This is a genomic window from Alteromonas sp. V450 (genome assembly GCF_001885075.1).
Lineage (GTDB): Bacteria > Pseudomonadota > Gammaproteobacteria > Enterobacterales > Alteromonadaceae > Alteromonas.
This window is the reverse complement of the sequence record NZ_MODU01000004.1, coordinates 660,941-682,117: the sequence shown is the minus strand read 5'-3', so window position 1 is coordinate 682,117 and position 21,177 is coordinate 660,941. Positions and strand designations below refer to the sequence as shown.

Sequence of the window (21,177 nt, the reverse complement as noted above, 5' to 3'; positions counted from 1 at the left end):
TGGTGAGTACACTGCAAATTTTTGGCTTGTTAGCCTATGGAATATTCCTAGTATCTGCATTTAGGTATACGGACCTCGTACACTTTGCTAACAACAAACGCCAACAACATCTTGTGTTTGGGGCCGCTGCTTCTTTGTTCGTACTTTGGTTATTCAAAGCCGGTATTTTTGACGGCCTAGATGTTCACTTTTTAGGCCTAACCGTCGTCACTTTAATGTTAGGCTTCAGGCTAGCGGTTATTTCATCACTCATCGCTTTTTTAGGTGCTTATCTCGTTGGCTATGGAAACTGGGCCAACTTTGGTGTTGCTGGATTGCTTGGAAATATTTTACCCATTTCCATAACTTACCTATTTTATATGCTGTCTTTTCACCATATTCCAAGGCAACTTTTCGTGTATATATTCGTGTGCGCATTTTTTCCAGCGGCACTATCCATTGCACTGAAGACCATTTGTTTGGGTATGTTTTACTTCGCAGATGGTATCTATACCTGGGATGTTATTTTCGATAACTATGTACTTCTCATTCCATTATTAGTTTTCCCAGAGGCCTTGCTCAATGGCATGGCAATTACACTTCTCGTTATTTATCACCCTGCGTGGGTATATACTTTCCACGATAAATTCTATTTGGATAAGTAAATCACAAGCTTACAACTAAAGATTGAGTCGCTTTTTTTCAAATCGGTCTATTATTAAACAATCGAATAGTAGGTTTCCTTCAGAATGAATGTTGACTCATTTAGTATTGAAAAAAAATCTGGGTTAGATTTAAGTGCCGATGTCCAACAAAAGCTAAGCAATAGTCACTATGAATTAATTGTTTGTTATAGCAACTGCTTGGTTCATTATCAGGAGATTGCCACAGCAATCTCACGACACTGCGCATCTTTTCTCGTGTCTTCGTCTTGTTTAGGCGCTTTGCATTGTAATGCTGATATACAGACCCCCAGTGCCTCAGTGAGTATGTTTTGCATTTCAGACGAAAACGGCGCTTATGGAGTCGGCAGTGCAGAAGTATCAAATAGCACTGCTTTTGAAGCAGGTAGGAACGCTATTTTAAACGCGCTTGAAAACGCCAAGCGGCCGTTTGAAAGCCCTTCACTCATCTGGTGCGCATTGTGCACCGGTGAAGAAGAACAAACCTTACGTGGTATCGCTAGTGTTGTCGGAGAACATATCCCTGTCTTTGGGGGCTCTTGTGCCGACAATACAGTCTCTGGAGAATGGTATAACGCCGCGCAAAATACAGGTGGTTCCGACACTGTTATCGTCGCTGTCATGTATCCTTCTACACCTATCAGTTTTAGCTACAGTTCCGGTTACAAACCAACTGATACTACTTTTACTCTCACAAAAGCAGTAGGAAGAAAGCTTGTAGAACTCAATGGTTTGCCAGCTAGCATAGCTTATAACGACGCCACCAACGGGCTCATTAATAACCAGTTATCTGGTGGTCAAATTTTGGGGCTCACCTCGTCTGCACCGTTAGGGAGACCCGTTACGTTAAACAACGGAGCAGTTAATTATTTATTGTGTCACCCAGATCAAGTCGATGAAAATGGGGCACTCAACGTTTTTTCTGAAGTGTTAGAAAACGAAGAACTTGTGCTAATGGAAGGGAGTATTTCTAGCCTAACCGCGCGAGCCGAGCGAGTCGTCAGCAATGCTATTATGCTTCTTCCTGAGGGTAGAAAACCTGTAGGTGTGCTAATGATTTATTGCGCTGGATGCAGGCTGATGGTGGGGGACGAAATTGACAAAATGCTGGTAGCGCTTCACAAAGAGTTTGACAGCATTCCATTTTGCGGCACGTTTACTTTTGGCGAACAAGGTAGGTTTTTAGATGGTCGAAACAGGCACGGAAACCTTATGATTTCAGCGGTAGTGTTCTCCGTATGACAAAAGATTATGAGAACCTACTGGAAGACTTAGCGTTAGTCTACAGGTTAAAAGAACAAGCAGAAGCGCATAAACGAGAAAGCGATGCATTACTAGAGGGCACGCGTGCATTACTTACGGCTAAAAATGAGAAAGACCTTTATGACAAGATTTTTCATATTTTCAAAAAGCTATACCACTACAAAGCGTGTTTTGTTTTAGAAAACGATAGCCAAGGAACACTGTGCTGTACTAATAGTACGCATGCTCCATTACTTGGCACGCTTTGGCAAATTGATGACACGCTTTCAAGGGCAGTTAAAAGTTCGCCGGTTGCATTATTCAACATCACATCACAACCTTCGTGGAAACAACATCTTCACCTTTTCGATACGTCAGTAAAATCAGTACTTTATTGCCCATTCAATGTTCATCAGGAACGTGCTGTCATTGTTTTTTGTCATGATACTCTGGGCTTTTACACGCAAGAGTACGTTGACATGGCGAATCGTTACAGAACCTTTACCGAACAAATTGCGATGAGCATGCAGGCCAAATTAATGGCTCTTGAAACGGTTCGCCTGAAAGAAGAAAAAGCAAAAGTCGAAAAAAGCCTTATCGATGCAGAAAAAATGGCGTCATTGGGTCTTCTCGCGGCCGGTGTTGCACATGAAATAAACAATCCCATCGCTTTTATAAACAGCAATATGCACTTCCTTAAAAATGTGTTGCCTGCACTCTCTAGCATGCAAAATATTGTCCTTTCACTTGCCGCTAGCGTTTCTGATAGCGAACGCAATCACATTATGAAGCAGGCCATAAAGTGGAAGCAGGAAAACAAAATTGATTCTCTTAGTGATGAGATAGCAGATATCTGTAATGAATCAGAAGATGGCCTCAACAGAGTTAACGATATCATTACTAGTCTTCGTTCTTTCTCGCACGATGCCGATATTAGCGAGGATGATACGGTCAACGTTAGTGAATGCGTTGCTCACGCGCTAAGACTGGTCAACAGTGAACTGAAACACAAAGTAAAAATCGTGCAAGATTTACAAGATACGCCATTAGTTTACGGCAAAACAGGTAAACTGAACCAAGTGCTTGTCAATTTGTTCGTGAATGCTGCGCAGGCCATGGATAGTGGCGGAATACTTACTCTTATCAGCGCTGAAAACAAAAAAGACAAGTGCGTGTATCTAAAAATACAAGACACGGGATGCGGCATTGAAAAACATGAACTTCCAAAGCTATTTGAACCTTTTTATACAACCAAACCTACGGGAAAAGGAACCGGTTTAGGGCTGTACATATCATTCTCGATTGTCGAGGCGATGGGTGGAAGTATTAGCGTGGAGAGTGAAGTGAATGTCGGCACAACGTTTACACTTACCTTTCCAATAGCAAAAGAGGGTAAAAAGCCGCATGAAAATGCGGCTTCAGCGTAACACTACTTAATGCCTGGGCAGTTTATTTATCAAATAAAATATCCATAACATCTGCAAGCTCACCTTTACCTTCGCGAATTTCTTCCTCGGAAAGGCCTGCGATTTCATGAGGGAACACCAACCATTCATCACTTTCATTGACATAGTAGTCAGGGACAATATCAGTCGTATTATTTTGAGGCTTGTACCATGGACACGCTATTCTGATATCTTTTGGCATATTAAGGCGCATCAGTTTGTTGATTTGCTTAATAAGTGCATCAACACTACGGCCAGAATCGAAAACATCGTCAACAATCAATAACTTATCGTTAGCATTGGCATTTTCAACCAGATAGTGCAAGCCGTGCACTCTAATTTCCTTTGATTGTTTGTTGATGCCGTAGTAGGAAGATGTGCGCACCGCAATGTGATCGGTAGACGTATCTTTAAACTCAAAAAACTCTTGCACTGCTATGCCAATTGGAGCACCACCACGCCAAATACCGATGATAAAATCTGGACGGAAGCCGTCTTCATAAACCTTTGCCGCTAAGCGAAAGGAATCCTGTAAAAGCGATTGCGAGGTGATAAAATTCTTGTTCATAACGTCTCACTAGGCAAAGTGTAAAAGACCGCGAGTATAGAGAATTCCGTCGATATTTGCACGGTAATTTCAACGAATTATTCGTTTTGTAGCGCTTGAGATGGCTGTATTTTCATTGCTTTCAATGCAGGATATAAACTTGCGGCCACACATAGTAATAAAGATAGCCCCGTTATGCTGACTATTTGGACGATATTCATGTCTATTGGGAGCCCGCTTCCATCAGCTGCAAGAGCTAGCGGCGAGCCTATGAGCATTAAAATATTATTCAGTTGCAGCGTTATTAACACCCCCAACAGTAAGCCAATGCCTGCGCCTTTTAATCCATTGAATAAACCATTGAGCACAAATATCCACATTATTGTGCGAGGCAACATTCCCTGAGTTTGTAAAACCGCAATATCTCCTTGTTTCTCTGTGACTACCATGACCAATGCCGAGACAATGTTAAATGCGGCAACCGCTACAATAAGTAGCAACATTAACATCATCATGTTTTTTTCCATTTTAACTGCATCGAAAAGCGGTCCTTGCCTTTCTCGCCACGTTTTAACATGCTTTTTTGAAATATCCATAGAATCAGACAGCGTTTTTATTACAGTTAAATAATCGAAAGCGTCATCTAAAAACAAGCGTACTGACATTCCCTGGCCCTTCGGATCACGCATTAAACGGTTGGCGTCATGAACATTCATATAGATAACTTTATCATCCATCTGAGAGCCCATATCAAAAACACCCACCACGGTTACAAGCCGCTGACTTGGCATTCTACCGAACGGAGTGTAAACACTGGCTCCTGCAACCATTACTCTGAGTTTATCGCCTAATCGTGTATCAAGCTTCACGGCCAATGCACGTCCGATAATGGCGTTAAAACTGCCGGGTGTTAGTGCGTCAAAAGAGCCGAACTCCATTTGCTTTGCCACTAGCGTATTGTCGAGCATGGTAGAAGGAAGTACGCCGTGAACCTGCACACCACGTAAATCCGAGCGAGACTGGACAACCGCCTCAGCTTCCCTGTAGGGCATATGCGCTATCACTCCCGTTATTGTTTTACTTAAATTTCCTAAAGGTTCAACAAGCGATCTTTCAGAATTAGATGCTTCATTGTCTTGCGCTAGTGTTTTTTCACTCTCGCGATGATGATTATCAGCATGAGTGATGCTGTTCACTTTATTCACAAATTCTGTAGGCGTTAAAGCAACTTCAATATGCGGGACAATGCCTAAAATGCGCTGCTTCAATTGCCCTTCCAATCCGTTCATAACGGATACAACAATGATCAACGCTGTCAGACCGAGCGCAATACCTGCGACAGAAAAACGATTAATGAATGAGACGAAACTCGTCTGACTGGCTCTATTAGATTTAGCATACCGGTAAGCAATAAACGCTGAGAGAGGATAAAACATAGCACCTGTTTTACAGTAAATCGGTTATTCGACTCGTCGTAAGCTCAACTTATTTGTGCCACGACAAGATAAATGGCGAAAGCTAAGATGACGGGTTACCCCTAAAATAGTAAAGTAGCTATACTACGTGTAAGCTACTGGCTGCACAAGAATTAGTGGCCGAGGAATGTTGTGAACACTATGAGCATAGAAGAAAAAAAAGCCCAATTCGATGAATACTTCTCAATTGTGCATAGCATAAACGTGAATATGCGCCCTTTAGATGTAGATGAAGCTGTCCCTGATGAAGAGCATATTGAAGATGCTATGCCCTATGCGTTTCGCATTGCCAGCGAAATGGCTGCGATAGAAGCCCAGGCACTTCGCCCACTAAGAAATTTAGGTGATCACGCAGAGACACTCGCTGAGTTTTTAAATCTTCAATCTCGCAAAATAGACCTAATGATGTCGTTCGTGCTCCATCAACAAGACGACCCGGGATTGCGGCATAAGTCTGTTAAATTTGGTGGCGGCGGCGTGGTTATTGAAACTTCATCGCCGTTAGAAATAGGTCTCAAAGCTGAACTTAAACTTTTTCTTGATGCAGAAGCGGCCGCTATTTTTTGCTATGGCGAAGTTATTACTTGCGAGCAAGTAGAAGATAGTTACCATATCGCTTTTATTTTTAATACTATTCGAGAGCAAGATCAGGAGCTTCTAGTTCGCGCCAGTTTACATATTCAAACTCAACAGTTAAGAAAACGGGCGAAAGAGAAAAAAGCGGGATCTGAATAACCCCTAACAACAGTATATAAGCCGTACAACTCATCTTGCACTTAAAAAACAGGACGTCATGACAGCCACTTTATTATCGCTTCCATTACCTGCGCCTAAAAAAGAAGCCTCATCACAAGATCACAAACAGTGGGGCCAACTTCAAGGCAGTAGCGCCGCGCTATGTATAAGCCAAGCCCTTAGCCAGTATCAAGGCCCGATTGTACTGATTACCGCCGACACTCCCTCGGCAATGAAGCTTGAAAAAGAAATAGCGTTCTTTTTGAGCGATAATACAAAAAATACGCCCATTACCTTATTTCCAGATTGGGAAACGCTGCCCTACGATTCGTTTTCACCCCATCAAGACATCGTTTCTCAGCGACTAGAAACTCTGTTCCGTTTTACCCAGCAAGGTGAAGGCATTTTTATTGTGCCCGTTAACACGTTAATGCAGCGTCTTGCCCCTACCGACTATTTAGCAAAGTACCTACTAATGCTAAATAAGGGCGACACATTAGACAGAGATCAATTCAGACGAAACCTAGAGCAAGCTGGCTACCTGCATGTAAGCCAAGTAATGAGCCACAGCGAATTTTCTGTACGCGGCAGCATTATCGACCTCTTTCCTATGGGAAGCGACCAGCCGTTTCGTATAGATTTATTCGACGATGAAATCGACTCTATTCGCTATTTCGATACTGAAACTCAACGCTCAGGCGAAGCGGTAAATAAAATTCGTTTGTTACCTGCCCGTGAATTCCCAACAGATAAAGAAGCAATCACCCTTTTCCGCCAGCAGTTTTTAGAAAAGTTCGATGCAAACAATGCATCTGAGAGCGTATTTTCTCAGGTAAGCAAAGGCACCATGCCAAGCGGTGTGGAGTATTACCTCCCCCTTTTCTTTGAAAAAACCGCCACGCTCTTTGACTACCTTCACCCGAAAAGCCTGTTATTACTTCACGGCGACGTGCAGGACGCTAGCGAATTTTTCTGGGCCGACGTGCAAGAACGCTACGAGCAATATCGCTACAACCTAGCCCGCCCATTGCTCGCGCCAGACGAACTATTTTTACCTATTAACGAGCTGTTCGGGGCCATTAAACAGTGGCCTAGAGCATCCCTTTCCAGCAAGGTACTTGAAGAAAAACAAGGCTCTACCAACCTACAGTGTGAAAAGCTTGATGACATTGCGATTAACTCGCAGAAAAAAGTACCTGCTGAACGACTTATTAAAACCGTAAATCACGCCACTGACAACGGGGCTAAAGTACTGTTTTGTGCTGAAACCCAAGGCAGACGAGAAGGCTTGCTAACCGTTCTGGCTAAAGCGGGCATTAAGCCAAAGATTGTTGATAGCTTTAGCGACTTCACAGCAAGCCACGATACTATTGGTATCACGGTGGGTATGGTTGATAACAGCTTTCGCTGGCAAACTCAGGAAGGCGAGCTGTTATTCATTACAGAAACAGAGCTATTAGGCCAGAAAGTTAGTCAGCGTCGTCTTCGCGATAAACGCACTGCCACCGACGAAAGCGCCATTATCCGTAACTTGGCCGAACTTTCTATTGGCCAACCGGTTGTACACTTAGATCACGGCGTTGGCCGTTATCTAGGGCTACAAACACTAGATGCAGGCGGTGTAGCAACCGAATATTTGTGTATTGAGTACGCCAAGCAGTCTAAGCTTTATGTGCCCGTGGCCTCGCTTCACTTAATTTCACGCTACACCGGTGGCGACGCAGACAGCGCGCCAGTTAGCGCCCTAGGCTCTGACGCATGGTCAAAGGCCAAGCAAAAGGCCGCTGAAAAAGTACGTGACGTAGCCGCCGAGCTTTTAGATGTATACGCCCGCCGTGCAGCCAAGCCAGGTTTTGCCTACAAGATTAATTGGGACGACTACCAAGCATTTTCAGACAGCTTCCCTTTTGAAGAAACGCCCGACCAAGCCCAAGCCATAGCTGCGGTTATGCACGATATGGGAAGCCCATCTGCAATGGACCGTTTAGTATGTGGTGACGTTGGCTTCGGTAAGACTGAAGTTGCAATGCGAGCTGCTTTCCTTGCCGCTAATGCTGGTAAACAGGTGGCCATATTAGTGCCTACCACCCTGCTTGCGCAGCAACACTATGAGAACTTTAAAGACCGTTTTGCGGCATGGCCGTTTGAAATTGAAGTCATGAGCCGCTTTGTAAGCGGCAAAGCGCAAAAATCTGTGGTTGAGCGTATCGGCGAAGGCAAAGTAGATATCGTAGTGGGCACACATAAGTTACTGTCTAGCGATATTAAATATAAAGACTTAGGCCTTGTGATCATCGACGAAGAACACCGCTTTGGCGTACGTCAAAAAGAGAAGCTTAAGTCACTGCGTGCCGATGTCGATATTCTAACCCTTACCGCTACACCTATTCCACGTACGCTTAACATGGCGCTATCTGGCATGCGCGACTTATCGATTATTGCCACAGCCCCTGCACGTCGTTTATCAATTAAAACCTTTGTGCAGCAGCGTAACAAAGCCGTTATTCGCGAAGCCATTATGCGTGAAATTTTGCGTGGTGGTCAGGTTTACTTCCTTCACAATGAAGTGGATAGCATTGCACGAACAGCCGAAGAAATTGCCGAAATTGTTCCCGAAGCCCGTATTGCAGTGGGCCACGGTCAAATGCGCGAGCGCGAGCTAGAAGGCGTAATGAGCGACTTCTACCACCAGCGTTACAACGTGTTAGTGTGTACCACTATCATTGAAACAGGTATCGACGTACCTAGTGCCAACACCATTATTATGGATAGAGCCGACCATTTAGGTTTGGCGCAGCTACACCAGCTTCGCGGCCGTGTGGGTCGTTCCCATCACCAAGCATACGCCTACTTGTTAACGCCCCATCCAAAGCGCATGACCAAAGATGCGGTAAAACGTTTAGAAGCGATATCTCAGCTTGAAGATTTAGGTGCAGGTTTCGCCCTTGCTACCCACGACTTAGAAATTCGTGGTGCGGGCGAGCTGTTAGGCGATGACCAATCAGGCCAAATTGCTAGCATTGGTTTTAGCTTATACATGGACATGCTTGATAAAGCCGTTAACGCGCTTAAAGAAGGTAGAGAGCCGTCATTAGACGATGCAACATCAGGCCACACCGAGGTTGAATTACGTATTCCAGCCCTGTTGCCTGAAGACTACATTGCCGACGTTAACACCCGCCTATCGCTATACAAACGCTTGGCAAGCTGCACAACGCAAGAAGATATTGACGAGTTCCAGGTTGAATGTATCGACCGTTTTGGTCTGTTACCAGAGCCTGCTAAAAACTTGATAGAGGTGGCTGAAATTAAACTAAAAGCCCAAGACTTAGGCATTCTAAAAGTGGACTTGTCGGCCCAAGGCGGTACCATAGAGTTTAAAGAAACTACCAAGGTCAACCCGGGCTTTATTATCAGCTTGGTACAAACCAAACCCAACACCTTTAAGTTTGAAGGAAGCCAAAAACTGCGTTTGGTGAAAAAGACCGAAACAGCTAAAGAGCGCATCGCGTTTATTAGCGATATTATTGCCGATTTTGCAAAGGAGTCGCGGTAACATGAAGTTATTCCGCTGGTGCTGTTTATTTATACCATTTAGCGCGCTTGCTTTTAATTCAGTCCCATTACAGGCTAATGATGACTGGTGGTTCGATATTGAGGTTATCGCCTTCAAACGCAATGCTTCTCTTAATAGTTTAGAAGAGCAGTTTTCACTTGCAAATACTCTCGCTGCGCCGCGCGCCGAAGCAGATATAATCAGCGATGTGATTGCGCCGGATATTAGTTGGCTCAAACAAGGTTTGAAAACCTGCAGTGATAGCAATCATACATGGTCAGAAAATTCGCTTAGTTCTACCTTTATGGCCTACGAAGCGGTTGCTGAACACACAACATTAATGGCGAACGCGAATAGCAGTAAACGTTACCCGGACAGCGAGGAACAGCCCCTACCCGGTGTTGACGAAAAACGAGCCTCAGGCGAAAGCGATAGTCGATATTATCAAAGTATTCAAACCGCTTTAGACAATAATACAAGCGTCGATTTAGAAATGGACGACGAAGTGCCAGACGCCCAGGACATAGCTGAGCATTGGCTGAGTTTTTTTGGCGTTGATGACTTAGGCCAAATATCTGTTCCATCGTTTTCTTACTGCGAGACTCAGTCCCCTTACATCTCAATGGATTGGGATAATCAAGGTGGCAACATTACAACGGTGTGGTATGTCAATACACCCAATAACAAGCTTCCCGCGCCCAATAACCTCCCCATTACTGTAGAGGGGCATGATTGGCCGCAAGCAACGGGCGCTCACCTACTTACCAGCGAACAGCAGGCACTTACGTCAATATCACGCCAGATTAGGTCGAACTCCAGTTTGGAGCGCCTTTTCCACGTGACGTGGCGACAACCCGTTTTGTTCGGTAAAGATAAAGCGTTCAATGTTAGACTGTATGGTGGAGCTAACTACGCAAGTCAGTTCAATTTAGACGGAGAACAGCGATACAACCGTGAAGCTGATGCTACCATGGTATCATCGAGCGAGTATATTAAGGCCGATGAAGACACAAGAAGCGCAATGAGTGCTGCTAACGACTTTTTCGTAAGGTTAGATTCACGCCTTGATTCACCTGATGTCGTCCCATTCCATGCACTTAATACGCTTAATACCCCGATATTAGCCGATGAAGACCTATCTGATATGACTGATCCGTCGTTACGCACCCCAATCTGGGAGGTAGACGGCACGATAAAAATCTTTCTAAAGTATATTAATCGCGTTCCTTACCTACATATCGATGGAGATATGTTCTACCGACAACCTGTACCGCTGAGCTATTTTTCTGAAAACGAGTTGATGGATACGACAAAGCGTTCACACCAGAAAAACAGCATCGCAAACAACGAACAGCCTGAGAAATATAAGTTAGTGTCGGTGCCGCTTACCGAGCAGCGCCGCGTTATCAGTAAGCAACTCCACTATTTCGACCACCCACTTTTCGGATTTGTCGTACAGATACGACGCTACAATCGCCCCGCAACTGAATCTGAGTAGTAAACAGGTTCAATGTAATGCTCGAAAACTCGCCCATCGAACGTTCAGTGGGCGAAACATGATGCGTTTTTACAGCTTGTTAAGCAGTGACAATGCATCCGCGTACTTATTTTTCAGGCCAGTAGGCATCTTGCGTCCATAAAAATGCAACGCATTGTTTTTAGGTTCGCCATACTTTGTGATTTGTTGCGCAACGTTGCTCTCCAATCCATCGAGAATTTCTTCTGCCCCTTTTGGGTTATTGCAGGCCAGTACTATATCGCACCCGGCTTTTATTGCAGCCTCAGCGCGGTCAATATAGCTACCAGCAACACTGGCACCATGCATCGACAAGTCATCAGAAAATATAGCGCCCCTGAAGCCTAATCTCTGCTTGAGTACCGTTTGTAACCAATAATCAGAGAAACCCGCAGGATCACCACATACCTTGCTATAAATAACATGCGCCGGCATCACACCGTCTAAGAGGTTTTTCTGTATTAAACGTGAAAAGGTTATCATGTCGGTGCTGTTAATTTGCGCAAAGTCACGTTCATCTACGGGTAATGCAATGTGCGAATCAGGAGCTACACTGCCATGTCCCGGAAAATGCTTTCCTACAGCGGGCATGTTGACCATTTTCAGCCCTTCAATGAGTGCAGCGGCCAACCTTACTACGTCATCAGAATTGTCAGCAAACGCCCTGTCACCGATAACTTGCGAAACACCGTTAATGTCTAAAACGGGGGCAAAACTAAAATCAATATCAAGGCTTTTTAGCTCGTATGCCATTATGAGCCCACAGGCTTTGGCATAAGCATCGCTTTGCATCGTCGTCTTATTACCTGAAGACAAATCCCCCATGGCAGGCAACAATGTGAACTCATGGCGAAACCGCTGTACTCGTCCTCCCTCATGGTCAACCGCTACGAGAACGGGCCTGTTAGCGCTAGCACGGATGTCCTTGATCAGCGCAGAAAGCTGACGTTTGTCATGGTAGTTGCGCGTAAACAAAATAACGCCTCCTACCACTGGATGCGCAAGTTTTTCTCTCTCTTCAGGCAGAAGTTCCTCTGCCTTACAATCCAACATCAACGGTCCCACAGGACCACCTTAAACAATGTCATAAAACATCACTTCTATTTTGCTCAATCTGTCGTTAGGATAGAGAAAAAAACGGGGTTTTACACGTGATAAATTGGCTTAAATGGTTACTCTTAGCGATTGTCACTTTGGTGATAATTCTTTCTGCTACACTTTACCTTACCCTTCATTTGAGCTTGCCGATCCTTGATGGGAATAGTAAGACACATCACGTAGATCAGCCGACGTCACTTTCTCGCGATGAAATAGGACATGCCGTAATAGAAGCCAGCAATGTGTTTGATGCAGCTTATGCTTTGGGGTTCGCACATGCACAAGACAGGCTTTTTCAAATGGATCTTCAACGTAGATCTGCATCGGGCAGCTTGTCACAATGGGTGGGCGACGCTGCTCTTGAAATTGATAAAGCGGCGCGTTTTCATCAATTTCAACAGCGTGCTTATACCGTTTTTGATAACTTACCATCGAAACAGCAAGAGTTACTCATACGCTACGCCCACGGCGTTAATGCCGCCATTGATGAATTGACGCTTCCACCCTTCGAATATATCGCAGCTGGCGTTGAGATAAACCAATGGAAGCCTACAGACAGTATTTTAGTCATTTATAGTATGTACCTAGACCTTCAAGGTAGTCAGGTGGACTTCGACTTGGCGCGAACCGCACTACAAAGCACGTTTGGCGATGCTATCTATCAATTCATCACGCAGCCAAGCAACTACCAAGCCGCATTAGATGCTTCTATTATCCCGCGCTTTGAAGGAAAAGTACCTGATTATCCGGAGGCGGCCCTCTCTAACACTGCGTTTCTCCACCAAGAAGGCAAGCAGATAAATACAAACCAAAGCGATTTACTTGCGGTAAGTCATGACACTAATACTGCTGCCAAGCGAGCGCAATATCAAGGTACTGAGTTGCCTGACATTGGGAGTAACAACTGGGCAGTCACAGGAGCACACACTCAGTCTGGCTCAGGTTTACTGGCCAATGACATGCATTTGGGCCTCCGTGTACCTGTCATTTGGTATCGCGCTCAACTTAACTATCAAGAATCTGGTAAGGACGTACAGATAACTGGCGTTTCACTGCCGGGCTTACCTGGAATTGTAGTAGGTACCAATAATCATATCGCATGGGGCTTTACCAACGCGAACTTAGACAATGTAGACTGGATAGCACTTGATGAAGACACGCCTGTTGAAACGATAACCGAACGCATACTTCTGCCCAATGGTGAACATGAGTTCAAAATACAGAAAAGCAAGTATGGTCCCGTTAGAGAGCTAAATGGAAAGAGATATGCGCTAAACTGGGTGGCGCATCACCCATTTTCATCGAACTTGAGCATTGTTGATTTCGGCCTTGCTCGCAATGTAAACGACGCAATCCAAGTTGGTAAGCGCATCGCAATACCAACGCAAAATCTCGTCGTAGTAGACAGTCAGGGTAGAGCCGCATGGTTGCCAGGTGGTGCGGTAATGGAAAGAAAACAAGCTTCATTTAGGTCAGTAACTGAACAGCAAATACGGCACCCTGCTGCGCGTGCAGAAGTCCTTCCTCAGGTTGTAAACCCTGAAATGGGTCGGATCTGGACCGCAAACGCACGCGTCATTTCCAGTCATGATTTTAACCGATTTGGTGACGGCGGATATGCACTTGGGGCGCGTGGACAGCAGATCCGCGACCGTCTTTTCGAAAAAGATACGTTTACTGAAAATGACTTTTACGCCATTCAGTTAGATAACCATGCACAGTTTCTTATTCCATGGCACAACCTACTCTACGGGTTGCTAGAACTGCAGGATGTGGAATTTAAATCAGACCTCGCGTATTTGAACTCATGGAAGGCGTGTGCATGTGAGGACTCTGTAGGTTACACCTTGGTAAAACATTTCAGGCAGGAAGTCATTCAAACACTCTTTGGCGGCATACTATCTCAGCTTGATGCTCAAGGCGTAGAGAGCCGTACACTGCTACGCGGTATTGAACCGGCCGCATGGCAACTTATTTACAGTCAACCAGAGAGCTGGCTACCTAAAGACACAGAAACGTTTGACGAACTCTTAGTGGATGCTTATCGCCGCACAAAACACACGCTACTTGATAATTACTCTCCCAAAGACGCTAATATGGAAATGCTAGCGTGGGGTAATGTAAACCAACTATCAATTGAACATCCTTTTGCAGGTCAAATTCCCCTCCTTGGACAATACTTAAATATGGCAAAGGTAAAAGGCTTTGGCGACACTTATATGCCGGCCGTTCAGGCTCCTTCTTTTGGTGCTTCTGAGCGATTCTTTGTGAGTCCAGGACATTTAGACGATGCCATACTCACTTTACCCGGTGGTCAGTCTGGTCATCCTCTGTCGTCTTTTTTCAGAGCAGGGTTTGATGATTATGCGAGTCATGCTGCTACACCACTTCTACCAGGTAAAATCATACACTCTAGAACATTTTACAAACAGGAAAGCGAATGACGCCAGCCATCACGTTGCTGTTAAAAGAAAAAATAAAACATACGGTATTGAAATACGAGCACGATACTAATACTGCATCATATGGGTTAGAAGCTGCTGAAAAACTAGAGCTTGACGTAGACCAGGTATTTAAAACACTGGTTGTTTGCGATGACAATAAAAAACTGGCGGTGGCGATTGTGCCGGTTAGCCAGAAACTCAGCGAGAAAAAAATGGCTAAAGCGTTAGGGGTCAAAAAAGTTGCAATGGCCAATGCTGATGCAGTTATTGCAAGCACGGGCTATGTTTTAGGCGGTGTGAGCCCGTTGGGCCAGAAAAAGCGGTTAGCCAGCGTAATTCACAAAAGTGCTGAAGGCCTTGCTACTATGCACGTAAGCGCGGGAAAGCGAGGGTTAGAAGTGGCGCTTTCTCCTGCCGATTTAGCTTTGCTAACAAGCGCTAAATTTGCGGATATTTCGGTAAATTAACTTATTACAACCCAATATATGGTTAGCTGCGTTAGCGAAAACTCACAATGCAGCTTTTGGTTATGCGACTGCTTAATTACTCGCCTGCGCTAACCACTGTTTGCGCGCTTCTTCAAGCGCCGCTTCATCAGGCTGTTCGTTGCCCGAAATAGCTACCGCAATTTGTTGAATAATTGCGTCGCGTTTTTCAATCAACGCATCTGTGCGAGCAAACAAGTCTTTGGCTTCAGGATATTGCTCTTTAAGCACATCTACATCTTCTAGCGCGTAATAGCGTGCTTCAAAGGCTTCGTTATACAGCTGGCGTTTGGCATTAAAAATTACGTAGTCTTTCGCCGTCTCTGAATTAAGATAATCCATATCTTCAGGTGACAAGTTAGCAGCCTGCCCTACTTCACGGGCCTGAGCCATCCACGCGTCTACGTTTTCTTCATTGCCGTTTTTAACAGCCTGCTTAACGCCTGCCTGCAAATCGCTTGCGTGCAGAATTTCCATTACCGTTATAAGTGGAACTTGCGCTGCATCTTGATCTCGGTTGTCTGCATCTACCGACAAATAAGCAAACCATGCAAAGGTAGCGAAAACAATAATAGCAAGAACAACAAGTGCTTTTTTCACACTTTCCTCCAAAGAAATTGCATATGAAATTCAGTGCGGGTGCACTGTATAAAAGAAGCAATACAAAAAGAGCGAGAGATCCCGCTCTTTTTCAGTATTGTAACGACCTAAAGATTATTGGTCGACAGGTGCAGAGTTTTCGACTCGGCTTTTCAATTTTTGACCTGGGCGGAATGTCACCACTCGGCGCGCTTTAATTGGAATGTCTTCACCAGTTTTAGGGTTACGGCCAGGACGTTCGTTTTTATCACGCAGGTCAAAGTTGCCAAAACCTGACAGTTTTACTTGCTCACCAGATTCCAGAGCGCCTTTAATCTCTTCGAAAAAAAGCTCTACCAGATCCTTCGCATCACGCTTGTTAATGCCTAGTTTCTCGAATAGGTGTTCAGCCATCTCGGCTTTGGTCAATGCCATAGTTTACTCTCTTAACGCGGCCCCAAACTCAGATTCCAGACCTTTAACCACAGTATCTACAGCTTGCTGAATCTCAGCTTCTTCCAAGGTTTTATCCGGATCTTGTAAATGAAGTGACAAAGCAAGGCTCTTGTAGCCAGGCTCAATTCCCTTGCCTTTGTACTCATCAAACAAGTTTAGAGCAACTAGTTGATTTACGCCAATATTTTCTATGTAAGAAAGAACATTCCCTACACGCACTTCATCTTTAACCGTAATAGCAATATCACGGCGATTCGATGGGAAGCGCGATACTGGTACAGCTGACGGTAACTTGCGATCGGTAATGGCATCTACCACTAGTTCGAACACAAATACACGGCCGTTAACACCAAGCAATTTAGTGAACTGCGGGTGTATAGCACCAATATAGCCAACTTCTTCATCATTAAGCAAAATTTTTGCCGTCATGCCAGGGTGTAACGCACTGTGTTGCCCTGTAACGAACTGGAACTCACCGGTTCTGCCTGTAAGTGCCAATAACGCCTCAACATCGGCTTTTGCATCGAAGAAATCAACCGGGCTGTCGCCCAAGTCCCAATGTTCTTCATTACGACGCCCTGCTACTACACCACCAATTACTTGCTGTTGCAATACACCATTTGGCGCATCTTGTTGAGGAATAAAGCGTAATCCGGTTTCAAACATGCGAACACGTTGCTGCTGACGCTTTTGATTATAAGCAGTCGCACCTAGCAAACCCGGCCATAAACTTACACGCATTACCGACATATCAGATGAAATTGGGTGTGGTAGCACCATACCTTTTACGTCTGGGAATAATGCGTTTTGAATTTTAGGGTCTACAAACGAGTAAGTAATTGCTTCATTGTAGCCACGGCTAAGTAGCAACGACTTCATAGTGTTTAGCGGCAGCTTGGCTTCTTGCGAAGGTAGCATTGCCAACGTCGCTTTTGGTGCCACGTTTGGAATGTTGTTGTAGCCGTATACGCGCGCAATTTCTTCAATCAAATCTTCTTCAATTGAAATATCGAAACGATAGCTTGGCGCAACCGCTTCCCAGCCTGCTTCAGTTTGCGTAACGTCTAAACCAAGGCGGTTTAGCATTTCCGTTACTTTCGCATCGTCAATGCTAATACCTAGTACACGAGACAAACGTTCGCGACGAAGCGTAACCGTAGCCTGCTTGGGTAGCTTGTCTTCAGCCACGGCTTCAACAACAGGGCCAGCTTCACCACCGCAAATTTCTAGTACCAGTGCAGTAGCGCGCTCCATGGCTTTGCGCTGAAGTAGCGGGTCTACACCACGCTCATAGCGGTGCGACGCATCAGTATGCAAACCGTACTGACGGGCACGGCCCATAATCGCATCACGGCTAAAGAACGCACTTTCAAGCAAAATGTCTTGTGTTTCAGAAGTTACACCAGAGTGTAAGCCGCCGAAAATACCCGCCATAGCTAACGCTTTGTTGTCATCAGCAATAACTAACGTATTGCTTTGTAACTTAGCTTCGGTTTCGTCAAGTAGCGTAAGCGTTTCGCCTTCTTTTGCCATACGCACGTTGATGTTGCCTTCAATGCTGGCTAGGTTAAACGCGTGCATTGGCTGACCAAGCTCTAACAATACAAAGTTAGTCACATCAACAATGGGGTCGATGCTGCGAATACCGCAACGACGTAGCTTTTCAACTAACCACAGTGGCGATGCTGCTTTAACATTAACGCCCTTAACCACACGGCCCAAATAACGTGGGCACGCGTCGTCAGCGCTTAACGTAATTGATAATTTATCATCAATAGTTGCGTCTAGGGTAGCTACTTCAGGCTCGCACACGTCAAGGTTATTAAGTACGCCAACTTCACGGGCAATACCGCGAATACCCAAACAGTCTGCGCGGTTTGGTGTAAGGTCTACTTCAATGGCGTTGTCATCAAGACCAAGGTAATCGCGAATATCTGCGCCAATAGGTGCATCGGCTGGAAGCTCGATTATGCCGTCGTGGTCGTCGCTAATACCTAGCTCAGAGAAGCTACAAAGCATGCCGAACGACGGCTCGCCGCGAAGCTTCGCTTTCTTAATTTTAAAATCGCCTGGCAATACAGCGCCAACAACCGCTACCGCTACTTTAATGCCCTGACGACAGTTAGGCGCACCACAAACGATATCAAGTAGCTCATCGCCACCTACGTTTATTTTAGTTACGCGCAGTTTATCGGCGTTAGGATGCTGACCACACTCAACCACTTCACCTACTAGCACGCCTTTAAAATCGCCTGCCACTGGCTCAACGCCGTCTACTTCTAGGCCAGCCATGCTCAACTGTTCAGACAGCTCATGTGCCGACAGCGACGGGTTAACCCACTCTCTTAACCATTTTTCACTGAATTTCATGTGTACTCTCTGCCTTAGTTGAACTGCTTAAGGAAACGAAGATCGTTTTCAAAGAACGCGCGCAAGTCGTTAACACCGTAACGAAGCATAGTTAAGCGCTCTACGCCCATACCAAAGGCAAAACCTGTGTACTCTTCTGGGTCGATACCCACAGCTTTAAGTACATTTGGGTGCACCATGCCGCAGCCCAATACTTCAAGCCACTGACCGTTTTTACCCATTACGTCTACTTCTGCTGAAGGCTCAGTAAACGGGAAATATGACGGACGGAAGCGAATTTCTAACGACTCTTCAAAGAAGTGATGTAAGAAGTCGTGCAAAATACCTTTAAGATCGGTAAAACTAACATTCTTATCAACCATCAAACCTTCCACTTGGTGGAACATTGGCGTGTGGGTTTGATCGTAGTCGTTACGATACACACGGCCTGGCGAAATAATACGCAATGGTGGCTTTTCCGCTTCCATAGTACGAATTTGAACACCAGAGGTTTGCGTACGAAGCATCATGTCTGGGTTGAAATAAAAGGTATCGTGATCGGCACGCGCTGGGTGATTCGCAGGAATGTTCAGCGCGTCGAAGTTGTGGAAACCATCTTCAATTTCAGGGCCGGTCTTTACCGAGAAACCAAGCTCACCAAAGAAAGATTCAATGCGCGCAATTGTGCGGCTAACCGGGTGTAAGTTTCCTGGCTTTTCTGTACGACCAGGTAACGTTACATCTATGGCTTCTTCTGCTAGCTTTTTGTTAAGCTCTTCAGTGCGTAAAAACTCGCCTTTTGCAGAAATAGCTTGCTGAATAACCTGCTTAGCTTGGTTAATCTTTTGGCCCGCGGCAGGACGTTCTTCGTTAGATAACTTTCCAAGCCCTTTAAGTAAGTCGGTAAGTTTACCTTTCTTACCCATGAATTCGACCCTAACTTGGTCTAATGTAGCTGCGTCTTGTGCAGCGTCAATCTGGCTTTGTGCCTGATTGATAATAGCGTCAAGCTCCATGTTTTCCTCAATTTACATGATGACTGCATGGCCAAAGCATAGGAAGAATTATTCTGTGCGCTAAGGCTTGCCTGAAATAAAAGCGATAGTTTACACGAGTGACTGTTATAAGGGCTAGCCTAGATAACTGATATTGACAAATTTTCTATTAAAAAATGACTTTTTGAAGGGATCTTAGCCTGGCGGTGCTATTTCATAGAGGCAGAAAAGAAAAAGGCGAGCATCCTGCTCGCCTTTCCCCGAAAGAACTTAAACTTAATTAGTTAATAATTAAGCTAATGCGCCTTTAGCCGCTTCGACTAGTGCGCTGAAAGCTGCTTTGTCATGTACTGCGATGTCGGCAAGGATCTTACGATCGATTTCAACAGACGCTTTCTTCAAACCGTTAATGAAACGGCTGTATGACATACCATTTTGACGAGCAGCAGCATTGATACGTGCAATCCATAGTTGACGGAATTGACGCTTGCGCTGACGACGGTCACGGTAAGCATATTGACCAGCTTTAGTTACAGCTTGTACCGCTACGCGATATACACGTGAACGTGCGCCGTAATAACCTTTTGCCTGCTTGAGGACTTTTTTGTGACGAGCACGTGCGATAGTGCCGCGTTTTACTCTAGCCATTAATCAGTCTCCTAAGTCTTATACGTAAGGCAACATGCGCTGAACCAATTTGGTATCAGAGTCATGAACCAGTTTCTTGCCACGAAGGTGACGTTTACGCTTAGAGCTCTTCTTAGTCAGAATGTGACGTAAGTGAGACTGTTTGCTTTTAAAGCGGCCAGAACCCGTTTTCTTAAAACGTTTGGCGGCACCGCTTACAGTTTTCATTTTAGGCATTGCTAAAACTCCGCATTGTTTAGTATCGGTATTTTTCGTGTTGCAGTCACTTCATACCGGTTAATGTTTAGCAGCAAGGTGTTTAAGGGTGCAGATTCCTTAAAACTTTAGACCATTACTACTTCTTATTTGGGGCTAGCACCATGATCATCTGACGGCCTTCCACACGACGTGGGAAAGACTCGCATGTAGCGATATCTTCTAAATCGGTTTTAACGCGGTTTAGTAGATCGATACCGATGTCTTGGTGCGCCATTTCACGACCGCGGAAGCGGATCGTAACTTTGGCTTTATCACCACCTTCAAGAAAGCGACGCAGGTTGCGCAGTTTGACCTGGTAATCGCCTTCATCAGTGCCAGGGCGAAATTTAATCTCCTTGACCTGAATTTGCTTCTGTTTTTTCTTCTGCTCTTTTTGAGCTTTACTTTTTTCGAAGAGGAATTTGCCATAGTCCATAACTTTACAGACTGGCGGCTCGGCATTCGGACTGATTTCTACTAGATCTAGGCCCGCTTCTTCTGCGTTACGAGTAGCTTCTGCTAAAGAAACTACACCAACCTGTTCACCGTCTTTGCCAATTAGTCTTACTTCTCTGGCTTTAATCTCATCGTTAATGCGGGCTTTGTCGCCCTGAGCCTTGTTGTTAGCGCCTTTAATGTGCTATTCCTCCAAACATTTAATTCTTTTGTCTGCTTCTGGGAGGTCGATTGACCTAAAGTTAAACCAAA

General features: G+C 45.0%; 18 protein-coding genes. 8 read left to right on the top strand and 10 right to left on the bottom strand.

Annotation, left to right across the window (positions count from 1 at the left end; genetic code table 11):
- Nucleotides 1-2: 2 nt before the first annotated feature.
- From BK026_RS03020 to BK026_RS03010, 3 genes are all read left to right on the top strand, one after another.
- A complete protein-coding gene (locus BK026_RS03020) occupies nt 3-644 on the top strand; it encodes an energy-coupling factor ABC transporter permease (protein ID WP_071817460.1) in 642 nt (213 codons plus the stop codon).
- An 84-nt stretch (nt 645-728) separates the two neighbouring features.
- The gene (locus BK026_RS03015; protein WP_071814485.1) at nt 729-1,904 is read left to right on the top strand and encodes an FIST signal transduction protein; all 1,176 of its coding nucleotides are present in this window, start codon (nt 729-731) and stop codon (nt 1,902-1,904) included.
- Nucleotides 1,901-3,331 (top strand): sensor histidine kinase, encoded by a 1,431-nt coding sequence (locus BK026_RS03010; RefSeq protein ID WP_071814484.1) that lies wholly within the window; start codon nt 1,901-1,903, stop codon nt 3,329-3,331. Before BK026_RS03015 ends, BK026_RS03010 begins: the two co-directional genes overlap by 4 nt.
- A 22-nt stretch (nt 3,332-3,353) precedes the next feature.
- Here the strand turns inward: BK026_RS03010 and BK026_RS03005 are convergent, their stop codons facing one another.
- Complete coding sequence (locus BK026_RS03005) at nt 3,354-3,917, bottom strand: phosphoribosyltransferase (RefSeq protein WP_071814483.1); 564 nt, start codon at nt 3,915-3,917, stop codon at nt 3,354-3,356.
- Nucleotides 3,918-3,994: 77 nt separating this feature from the next.
- The gene (locus tag BK026_RS03000) at nt 3,995-5,332 is read right to left on the bottom strand and encodes a lipoprotein-releasing ABC transporter permease subunit (protein ID WP_071814482.1); all 1,338 of its coding nucleotides are present in this window, start codon (nt 5,330-5,332) and stop codon (nt 3,995-3,997) included.
- Nucleotides 5,333-5,512: 180 nt separating this feature from the next.
- Here BK026_RS03000 and BK026_RS02995 point away from each other — a divergent pair, with 180 nt between their 5' ends.
- The 3 genes from BK026_RS02995 to BK026_RS02985 are packed head-to-tail and all read left to right on the top strand — an operon-like array spanning nt 5,513 to nt 11,160.
- Nucleotides 5,513-6,106 (top strand): PilZ domain-containing protein, encoded by a 594-nt coding sequence (locus BK026_RS02995; protein ID WP_371264943.1) that lies wholly within the window; start codon nt 5,513-5,515, stop codon nt 6,104-6,106.
- A 58-nt stretch (nt 6,107-6,164) separates the two neighbouring features.
- On the top strand, nt 6,165-9,662 hold the full coding sequence (gene mfd / locus BK026_RS02990) for a transcription-repair coupling factor (protein WP_071814480.1): 3,498 nt from the start codon (nt 6,165-6,167) through the stop codon (nt 9,660-9,662).
- A gap of 1 nt (nt 9,663) precedes the next feature.
- Nucleotides 9,664-11,160 (top strand): CsiV family protein, encoded by a 1,497-nt coding sequence (locus BK026_RS02985; RefSeq protein ID WP_071814479.1) that lies wholly within the window; start codon nt 9,664-9,666, stop codon nt 11,158-11,160.
- 69 nt (nt 11,161-11,229) lie between these two features.
- On the opposite strand, the gene nagZ is transcribed toward BK026_RS02985, so the two are convergent.
- A complete protein-coding gene (gene nagZ, locus BK026_RS02980; RefSeq protein WP_071814478.1) occupies nt 11,230-12,231 on the bottom strand; it encodes a beta-N-acetylhexosaminidase in 1,002 nt (333 codons plus the stop codon).
- 98 nt (nt 12,232-12,329) lie between these two features.
- Between nagZ and BK026_RS02975 the strand changes: the two genes are divergently transcribed.
- Together BK026_RS02975 and ybaK are read left to right on the top strand one after the other, a co-directional pair.
- Nucleotides 12,330-14,720 (top strand): penicillin acylase family protein, encoded by a 2,391-nt coding sequence (locus BK026_RS02975; protein ID WP_071814477.1) that lies wholly within the window; start codon nt 12,330-12,332, stop codon nt 14,718-14,720.
- Nucleotides 14,717-15,187 (top strand): Cys-tRNA(Pro) deacylase, encoded by a 471-nt coding sequence (gene ybaK / locus BK026_RS02970; RefSeq protein WP_071814476.1) that lies wholly within the window; start codon nt 14,717-14,719, stop codon nt 15,185-15,187. Before BK026_RS02975 ends, ybaK begins: the two co-directional genes overlap by 4 nt.
- A 72-nt stretch (nt 15,188-15,259) precedes the next feature.
- Here the strand turns inward: ybaK and BK026_RS02965 are convergent, their stop codons facing one another.
- From BK026_RS02965 to infC, 7 genes are all read right to left on the bottom strand, one after another.
- Nucleotides 15,260-15,805 (bottom strand): hypothetical protein, encoded by a 546-nt coding sequence (locus BK026_RS02965; RefSeq protein WP_071814475.1) that lies wholly within the window; start codon nt 15,803-15,805, stop codon nt 15,260-15,262.
- A 114-nt stretch (nt 15,806-15,919) separates the two neighbouring features.
- On the bottom strand, nt 15,920-16,219 hold the full coding sequence (ihfA, locus tag BK026_RS02960) for an integration host factor subunit alpha (RefSeq protein WP_014949129.1): 300 nt from the start codon (nt 16,217-16,219) through the stop codon (nt 15,920-15,922).
- A gap of 3 nt (nt 16,220-16,222) precedes the next feature.
- Nucleotides 16,223-18,610, bottom strand: coding sequence for a phenylalanine--tRNA ligase subunit beta (gene pheT, locus BK026_RS02955; RefSeq protein WP_071814474.1), 2,388 nt, complete (start codon nt 18,608-18,610; stop codon nt 16,223-16,225).
- A gap of 14 nt (nt 18,611-18,624) precedes the next feature.
- Entirely contained in the window at nt 18,625-19,605 is a 981-nt protein-coding gene (pheS, locus tag BK026_RS02950) for a phenylalanine--tRNA ligase subunit alpha (protein WP_015066912.1), read from the bottom strand.
- A gap of 270 nt (nt 19,606-19,875) precedes the next feature.
- Entirely contained in the window at nt 19,876-20,232 is a 357-nt protein-coding gene (gene rplT, locus BK026_RS02945) for a 50S ribosomal protein L20 (protein ID WP_012518092.1), read from the bottom strand.
- Between the two features lie 18 nt (nt 20,233-20,250).
- Nucleotides 20,251-20,448, bottom strand: a complete 198-nt coding sequence (rpmI, locus tag BK026_RS02940) for a 50S ribosomal protein L35 (protein ID WP_012518091.1) — start codon at nt 20,446-20,448, stop codon at nt 20,251-20,253.
- A gap of 118 nt (nt 20,449-20,566) precedes the next feature.
- The gene (infC, locus tag BK026_RS02935; protein WP_071814473.1) at nt 20,567-21,106 is read right to left on the bottom strand and encodes a translation initiation factor IF-3; all 540 of its coding nucleotides are present in this window, start codon (nt 21,104-21,106) and stop codon (nt 20,567-20,569) included.
- Nucleotides 21,107-21,177: the final 71 nt, after the last annotated feature.

What these genes read in the sequence shown, in the direction of transcription:
- rplT (WP_012518092.1), bottom strand. Translation starts at nt 20,232, where the DNA reads ATGGCTAGAGTAAAACGCGGCACTATCGCACGTGCTCGTCACAAAAAA.
- nagZ (WP_071814478.1), bottom strand. Translation starts at nt 12,231, where the DNA reads ATGTTGGATTGTAAGGCAGAGGAACTTCTGCCTGAAGAGAGAGAAAAA.
- BK026_RS02995 (WP_371264943.1), top strand. Translation starts at nt 5,513, where the DNA reads ATGAGCATAGAAGAAAAAAAAGCCCAATTCGATGAATACTTCTCAATT.
- BK026_RS03005 (WP_071814483.1), bottom strand. Translation starts at nt 3,917, where the DNA reads ATGAACAAGAATTTTATCACCTCGCAATCGCTTTTACAGGATTCCTTT.
- mfd (WP_071814480.1), top strand. Translation starts at nt 6,165, where the DNA reads ATGACAGCCACTTTATTATCGCTTCCATTACCTGCGCCTAAAAAAGAA.
- pheT (WP_071814474.1), bottom strand. Translation starts at nt 18,610, where the DNA reads ATGAAATTCAGTGAAAAATGGTTAAGAGAGTGGGTTAACCCGTCGCTG.
- BK026_RS03000 (WP_071814482.1), bottom strand. Translation starts at nt 5,332, where the DNA reads ATGTTTTATCCTCTCTCAGCGTTTATTGCTTACCGGTATGCTAAATCT.
- pheS (WP_015066912.1), bottom strand. Translation starts at nt 19,605, where the DNA reads ATGGAGCTTGACGCTATTATCAATCAGGCACAAAGCCAGATTGACGCT.
- BK026_RS03010 (WP_071814484.1), top strand. Translation starts at nt 1,901, where the DNA reads ATGACAAAAGATTATGAGAACCTACTGGAAGACTTAGCGTTAGTCTAC.
- ybaK (WP_071814476.1), top strand. Translation starts at nt 14,717, where the DNA reads ATGACGCCAGCCATCACGTTGCTGTTAAAAGAAAAAATAAAACATACG.
- BK026_RS02985 (WP_071814479.1), top strand. Translation starts at nt 9,664, where the DNA reads ATGAAGTTATTCCGCTGGTGCTGTTTATTTATACCATTTAGCGCGCTT.
- ihfA (WP_014949129.1), bottom strand. Translation starts at nt 16,219, where the DNA reads ATGGCATTGACCAAAGCCGAGATGGCTGAACACCTATTCGAGAAACTA.
- BK026_RS03015 (WP_071814485.1), top strand. Translation starts at nt 729, where the DNA reads ATGAATGTTGACTCATTTAGTATTGAAAAAAAATCTGGGTTAGATTTA.
- rpmI (WP_012518091.1), bottom strand. Translation starts at nt 20,448, where the DNA reads ATGCCTAAAATGAAAACTGTAAGCGGTGCCGCCAAACGTTTTAAGAAA.